This is a genomic window from Haemophilus sp. SZY H68, from assembly GCF_018829685.1.
Taxonomy (GTDB): Bacteria; Pseudomonadota; Gammaproteobacteria; order Enterobacterales; family Pasteurellaceae; genus Haemophilus; species Haemophilus haemolyticus_K.
Genome location: NZ_JAHKKB010000007.1, coordinates 22,693 through 29,405 on the forward strand (window position 1 = coordinate 22,693; position 6,713 = coordinate 29,405).

Consider the following 6,713-nt stretch of genomic DNA (forward strand, 5'->3'; position numbering starts at 1 on the left):
TCGGTTTTATAAATATAAATTAATTATTTCATCTTTCATGATTTCGACTGTCTTTTCTATACGATCACATCAAATTTTGCTAGACTTAACCCAAAAAATTTTCCTATAAATGAATTATCAAGATCAACTCTCTCACATATTCTCTCTCAATGGACAATTAAGTCAAAATATAAAGGACTTCAGTCCAAGGGCAGAACAACTTAGCATGGCTCAAGCCGTTGGTGATACCATTTATAATAAGTCTTCTCTTGTTATTGAAGCAGGTACAGGCACGGGCAAAACTTTGGCATATCTAGCACCAGTATTACTATTTAACAAAAAAACCATTATTTCGACCGGATCCAAAAATTTACAAGATCAGCTTTTCAATCGAGAGCTTCCTGCTATCAAAAAAGCGCTTAATTTCACAGGAAAAATAGCCTTACTCAAAGGAAGAGCAAACTATCTATGTTTAGAACGATTAGATCAAGTTATTGCACAAGGAGTGCTTGGTGATAAATCTGTTTTAATGGATTTAAGTAAAGTTAGAAAGTGGAATAACAGCACAAAAACAGGTGATTTTACTGAATGTATAGAACTTGCCGAAGACAGCCCTATCATTTCACAGCTAACTAGTACCACTGAAAGTTGTTTAGGAGCGGATTGTCCTAATTATAACGAATGCTATGTTGCAGCAGCTCGGAGAAAAGCACTAAATGCGGATCTAGTGGTCATTAATCATCATTTGTTTTTTGCTGATATGGCTGTGAAAGAAACTGGATTTGGGGAATTAATTCCTCATGCAGAAGTGATTATTTTTGATGAAGCACATCAATTGCCCGATATTGCCAGTCAATATTTTGGGCAATCGCTCACCTCTCGACAGCTATTTGATTTATGCAAAGATATTAATATTGTTTATCGTACCGAACTAAAAGATATGCTGCAACTTGGCAGCACATCAGATACATTACTTAAAGTTGTACAGGATTTTCGTCTTTTATTAGGTGAAGAAAATAATACTCGTGGAAATTGGCGTGAATTTTATAAACAAAGTGCGGTAAAAAAAGCCTTTGATTTATTACAAGAAAAAATTAATTTTCTCTCCGAGGTGATTAAGCTTACATTAGGGCGTTCACAAACACTCGATAGTATTTTTGAACGTGTCGAATCAATAAAAAGTCAATTAAAGCGCCTAACCGAAACTAATATTGTGGGGTTTTGTTATTGGTATGAGGGAAATGGTCGTCAATTCGGCTTACATATTACACCGCTAACCGTGGCCGACAAATTTGGAGAACAACTGAAGATCAAAGAGGCTGCATGGATTTTTACTTCCGCAACATTAGAAGTAGGTGGAACCTTTAATCATTTTTGTCAACGATTAGGGATTGAACATGCAACACAAAAGATTTTACATAGTCCATTTAATTATCCTGAACAATCATTACTTTGTGTTCCTCGTTATTTGCCAACTACCAATAAAACGCATACTTTAACATCATTAGGTGAAATGTTACTGCCAGTAATTGAAGCCAATAAAGGGCGCTGCTTTGTACTTTGCACTTCTTACACAATGATGCGAGGATTAGCAGAATATTTTCGTGAAAAAAGTAGGCTTTCAATTTTAGTACAGGGAGAAACCTCTAAAGGCAAATTATTGGAACAATTCACTGATACCTCTCATAGTGTACTTGTTGCAACATCTAGTTTTTGGGAAGGAATCGATGTTCGCGGTGATGCACTTTCCCTGGTGATTATCGATAAACTTCCGTTTACTGCACCTGATGACCCCTTATTAAAAGCACGTATTGAAGATTGCAAGCTACAGGGAGGCGATCCATTCAATGATATTCAAATTCCAGAAGCCGTGATTACGCTAAAGCAAGGCGTTGGGCGTCTAATTCGAGGTGTAAGCGATCGTGGCGTAGTGATTATTTGTGATAATCGTTTAGTTATGAGAAATTATGGCGAAACGTTTTTAAAGAGTTTGCCAAACTCAAGTCGTACCCGAGATCTCAATAAAGTGATACAATTCTTACAAAATCAATAAATGAGAAAAAATAATGACAAAGCTAACTTTATTAGCATTAGATACCTCTACTGAAGCCTGCTCAGTTGCACTACTATATAACGGTGAAAAAACACATTTAAATGAATTAGCGCAACGCACGCACACCAAACGAATTCTTCCTATGATTGATAAAATCTTAGCAAACTCAGGCTTGCATTTAAATCAAGTTAATGCTCTGGCTTTTGGGCGTGGTCCTGGTAGTTTTACAGGTGTAAGAGTGGGGGCTGGTATCGCACAAGGTTTAGCATTAGGTGCTGATTTACCAGTTATTCCTATATCAAATTTAACAGCAATGGCACAGGCTGCATTTGAATTATATCAAGCAAAAAAAGTTGCAGCCGCAATCGATGCGCGCATGGGGGAAGTATATTTTTCACAACTTATATGTGAAGATATTCACACTAATTTTGGAGCGGTTTCTCAATGGAGAGAAATAACACCAGAGCAAGTTTGCCCACCTGAACAAGCAATTTCTCAACTTCAAAATAACGATATTTTTTATGTAGGTACAGGTTGGGCGGCTTATCCACAATTTACAGAAAAAAATCTGAACGGTTCAGAAATTGAATTGCCAAATGCCTTATATATGTTACCCCTTGCTCAAACGGCATGGAAACAGCAACAAACTATTTCAGCGTTAGAAATTGAGCCTATTTATTTACGAAATGAAGTCACGTGGAAAAAGTTACCTGGACGCGAATAACATCATCGTGGAGGATAAGTGAAAGTGAAAATGAAAGGAAAAATAAGCATATTTTTGACCGCACTTTGTTTAGGTCTAACAGGCTGTATTACTCCACCAAGAGGATTAGAAAATGAACAGTTTTCTATTACTAGCTATAAAGAAATTACATCTCAAGATCTGAGTTGCCACTGTAAAAATATCCGATTGGGCGGCAAAGTTGTACAAACTACCATTTTACCTCATCATACTAAAATCGAAGTACTTAGTTTACCGGTATCATCTTTATCTGGAAAACCTTTCGTAGAATCACAATCTGATGGCCGTTTTATCGTTTATTTCGATGGTTTTATAGATCCCGAAAATTTAAAGGACCGTTATATCACAATTGGCGGACAATTAATTGGTTCAGAACCAGGTAAAATAGAACAGGCTAATTATACTTATCCTGTTATTAAACCAAATAAATACCGTCTTTGGGCGCTAAGTACAAACTATTATTATCCTGAAGATGATTGGGACGATGATTGGGGATTCTGGAGATGGCGATACCAGCCTCGGTATATCCAACCCGAAATTCGCTATTATTTGAATTAAATGATAAAATCTTGGAAATTTTCCAATAAACTAGGATAAAAAATGGAAAAAATTTGGTTTCAAAACTATCCAGAAGGTTCTGAAAAATTTCTGGATACATCAAAATATGAGTCAATTCTGGATATGTTTGATAAAGCCGTACGTGAGCACCCCGACCGTCCAGCTTATATCAATATGGGGCAAATACTTACATTCCGAAAATTAGAAGAGCGTAGTCGTGCTTTTGCTGCCTATTTACAAAACGAATTTAAACTTCAACGTGGCGATCGTGTAGCATTGATGATGCCAAACTTATTGCAGTACCCTATTGCACTTTTTGGTATTTTACGGGCCGGTCTGATTGCAGTAAATGTTAACCCACTTTACACACCAAGAGAATTAGAACATCAACTACAAGACAGTGGTGCGGTGGCAATCATTGTTGTATCTAATTTTGCCTCAACCTTAGAAAAAGTTGTCTTCAACACGAATGTAAAACATGTCATTTTAACAAGAATGGGGGATCAGCTCTCTTTCGGTAAACGTACAATCGTCAATTTCGTTGTAAAATACATCAAAAAGCTCGTCCCTAAATACAAGTTGCCACATGCAGTAACATTTCGAGAAGTATTAAGTATCGGAAAATATCGTCAATATGTACGCCCCGATGTTGTTCGAGGTGATCTGGCATTCCTACAATATACTGGAGGTACCACTGGCGTCGCTAAAGGGGCAATGTTAACGCACGGAAATATTATTACTAATGTTTTCCAAGCTAAATGGATCGCAGAACCCTTTATTGGTGATCATACGCGTACTCATTCTGCAATTTTAGCCTTACCTCTCTATCACGTTTTTGCATTAACCGTAAATTGCTTATTATTTTTAGAATTAGGCGTTACCGCAATTTTAATCACTAATCCACGTGATATTGATGGTTTTGTAAAAGAGTTAAAAAAATATCAATTTGAAGCTATTACAGGAGTAAATACGTTATTTAATGCTTTATTGAATAACGAAAACTTCAAAGAGGTGGATTTTTCAGCATTAAAACTCTCTGTAGGTGGAGGAATGGCAATTCAACAATCTGTTGCAACACGTTGGCATGCTCTAACGGGTTGTAATATTATTGAAGGCTACGGCATGACAGAGTGTTCACCGCTTATTGCTGCTTGCCCAATTAATGTAGTAAAACACAATGGCACCATAGGCGTACCAGTTCCAAATACTGACATTAAAATTATCCAAGATGATGGAACCGAAGCCAAAATTGGGGAACCTGGCGAATTATGGGTAAAAGGCGAACAAGTCATGAAAGGTTATTGGCAACGCCCTGAGGCAACAAGTGAAGTTTTAAAAGATGGTTGGATGGCGACTGGCGATATTGTAATTATGGATGAAACTTATAGCCTTCGTATTGTTGATCGTAAAAAAGATATGATACTAGTCTCAGGCTTTAACGTATATCCAAATGAAATTGAAGACGTGGTAATGCTTAATAATAAAGTCTCAGAAGCTGTTGCTATCGGGGTACCACATGAAGTATCAGGTGAAACTATCAAAATTTTTGTAGTAAAAAAAGATGATAGTCTAACACGTGATGAAATTCGCCAGCATTGTCGACAATATCTCACAGGCTATAAAGTTCCAAAAGAAATTGAATTCCGTGATGAATTACCCAAAACGAATGTAGGAAAAATTCTACGTCGCGTACTTCGAGATGAAGAAATCGCAAAACGTTCCGTTCATTAAATAAATGGGATAGCAATATCCCATTTCCTTGTTAAATCCCCCTGTTGAAATACGACAATGATAAAAGAATGCCAAAATTTACCGCACTTTTCTCTTATTACAACTAATACTGAGCTTTCAGAAATTTGCCTTTTGGCCCAACAACAGGATATAGTTGCGTTAGACACCGAATTTATACGTATATCAACTTATTTCCCAAAACTGGGATTAATCCAACTTTATGATGGCAAACGAGTGTCTTTAATTGATCCACTTCTGATCACTGATTTTTCACCTTTTGTCAAACTACTTTCTGATTCTCACGTTCTCAAAGTATTACATTCTTGTAGTGAAGATTTATTAGTATTTTTGCAGGAATTTAATCAGTTACCTACACCCATGATAGATACACAAATTATGGCTCGTTTCCTTGGACTAGGTATGTCTGCAGGTTTAGCAAAATTAGTCCAACAATATCTGAATATAAAAATAGATAAAGGTGCAACTCGTACTGATTGGATTAAACGTCCTCTTTCAAAAATACAATTACAGTATGCGGCGGGTGATGTATGGTATTTACTTCCGCTATATCACATTCTGCAACAAGAACTCTCCCAAACGCCTTGGTTAAAAGCTGTAAAGGAAGAGTGTGAACTCGCACTTATCAAAACATATAAACTAAAAGAACGAGATGCGAATAAAGCCTATTTGGATATTCCAAATGCATGGAAACTGAAGCCTTTAGAATTAGCTCGCTTAAAAGTTTTAGCAACATGGCGACAAAATATTGCTGTAAAGCGAAATTTAGCCTTGTCTTATATTGTAAAATCAGAACATCTTTGGAAAGTGGCAAAGTACAATCCTCGTAATATAGCTGAGATGCTTGAACTGGGTCTAACTCATAATGAGATCCGAATCTATGGAAAAAAAATTCTTCAGCTCCTTGCCCAAGCTAGCCAGATATCTCCTAATCATTATCCACAGAAAATAGTTAGAATTTCTGAAGATCCTCGCTATAAACAAACAATTCGTTCACTACAAGATCAAGTTACTGCACTTACTCCAGGAGGGCTATCACCAGAAATCATAGCGAGTAAACGAACATTAGAAGAATTAATAAAATGGGTGTGGAAAAAAGAATGTTCATCCAATAAATTACCGGAATTACTCATAGGTTGGCGTAAACAAATAGGTGATATATTGGTGAAAGAAATCAAAATAATAACAAATACCTAGTCTACGTCTCCAAAAGATCTGAATTAGAACTAAAAATAATCTCTAATTAGAAGTATTATCTAAACTGAAAAGTAGTAATATTTATCTCTCAAGAGAAATCTAAAAGATTATTAAGAATACATAAGTTTTGTATATCAAAAATCCAATAATACTGATTTTTGTAAATGATCGAAATATAAGCCCCCATATCTCTTTATTATCTTTAATTCTATTTTTTATAATAGTTGTTAGTTAAAATCCATAAACAAAAACCCCAGTTATTCAACTGGGGTTCTTCTTTTCTTATTTTATTTAGCTTTGTATTTAGTAACCTGGCGGTGCCCTACTCTCACATGGGGAAGCCCCACACTACCATCGGCATTACAGCGTTTCACTTCTGAGTTCGGTATGGTGTCAGGTGGTTCCACCGCACTATCGCCGCCAGGATAATTCTTT

General features: G+C 36.3%; 5 protein-coding genes and 1 rRNA gene. 5 read left to right on the forward strand and 1 reads right to left on the reverse strand.

The genetic code is table 11. From position 1 onward, the window contains the following. Positions 1 to 109 precede the first annotated feature (109 nt). The 5 genes from KP712_RS08935 to rnd are packed head-to-tail and all read left to right on the forward strand — an operon-like array spanning position 110 to position 6,278. A complete protein-coding gene (locus KP712_RS08935) occupies positions 110 to 2,032 on the forward strand; it encodes an ATP-dependent DNA helicase (protein ID WP_111408007.1) in 1,923 nt (640 codons plus the stop codon). A gap of 13 nt (positions 2,033 to 2,045) precedes the next feature. Continuing rightward, complete coding sequence (tsaB, locus tag KP712_RS08940; protein WP_111408006.1) at positions 2,046 to 2,756, forward strand: tRNA (adenosine(37)-N6)-threonylcarbamoyltransferase complex dimerization subunit type 1 TsaB; 711 nt, start codon at positions 2,046 to 2,048, stop codon at positions 2,754 to 2,756. A gap of 30 nt (positions 2,757 to 2,786) precedes the next feature. Then, positions 2,787 to 3,332: a Slp family lipoprotein gene (locus tag KP712_RS08945; RefSeq protein WP_111408022.1), complete on the forward strand. Its 546-nt coding sequence runs from the start codon at positions 2,787 to 2,789 to the stop codon at positions 3,330 to 3,332. Positions 3,333 to 3,374: 42 nt separating this feature from the next. Then, positions 3,375 to 5,063: a long-chain-fatty-acid--CoA ligase FadD gene (gene fadD / locus KP712_RS08950; protein ID WP_048953288.1), complete on the forward strand. Its 1,689-nt coding sequence runs from the start codon at positions 3,375 to 3,377 to the stop codon at positions 5,061 to 5,063. Positions 5,064 to 5,120: 57 nt separating this feature from the next. After that, positions 5,121 to 6,278 carry a ribonuclease D gene (rnd, locus tag KP712_RS08955; RefSeq protein WP_111408005.1) on the forward strand — a complete coding sequence of 386 codons (1,158 nt, stop codon included), beginning with the start codon at positions 5,121 to 5,123 and terminating at the stop codon, positions 6,276 to 6,278. A gap of 309 nt (positions 6,279 to 6,587) precedes the next feature. Here rnd and rrf read toward each other — a convergent pair. After that, a 5S ribosomal RNA gene (rrf, locus tag KP712_RS08960) occupies positions 6,588 to 6,703 on the reverse strand. Positions 6,704 to 6,713 lie beyond the last annotated feature (10 nt).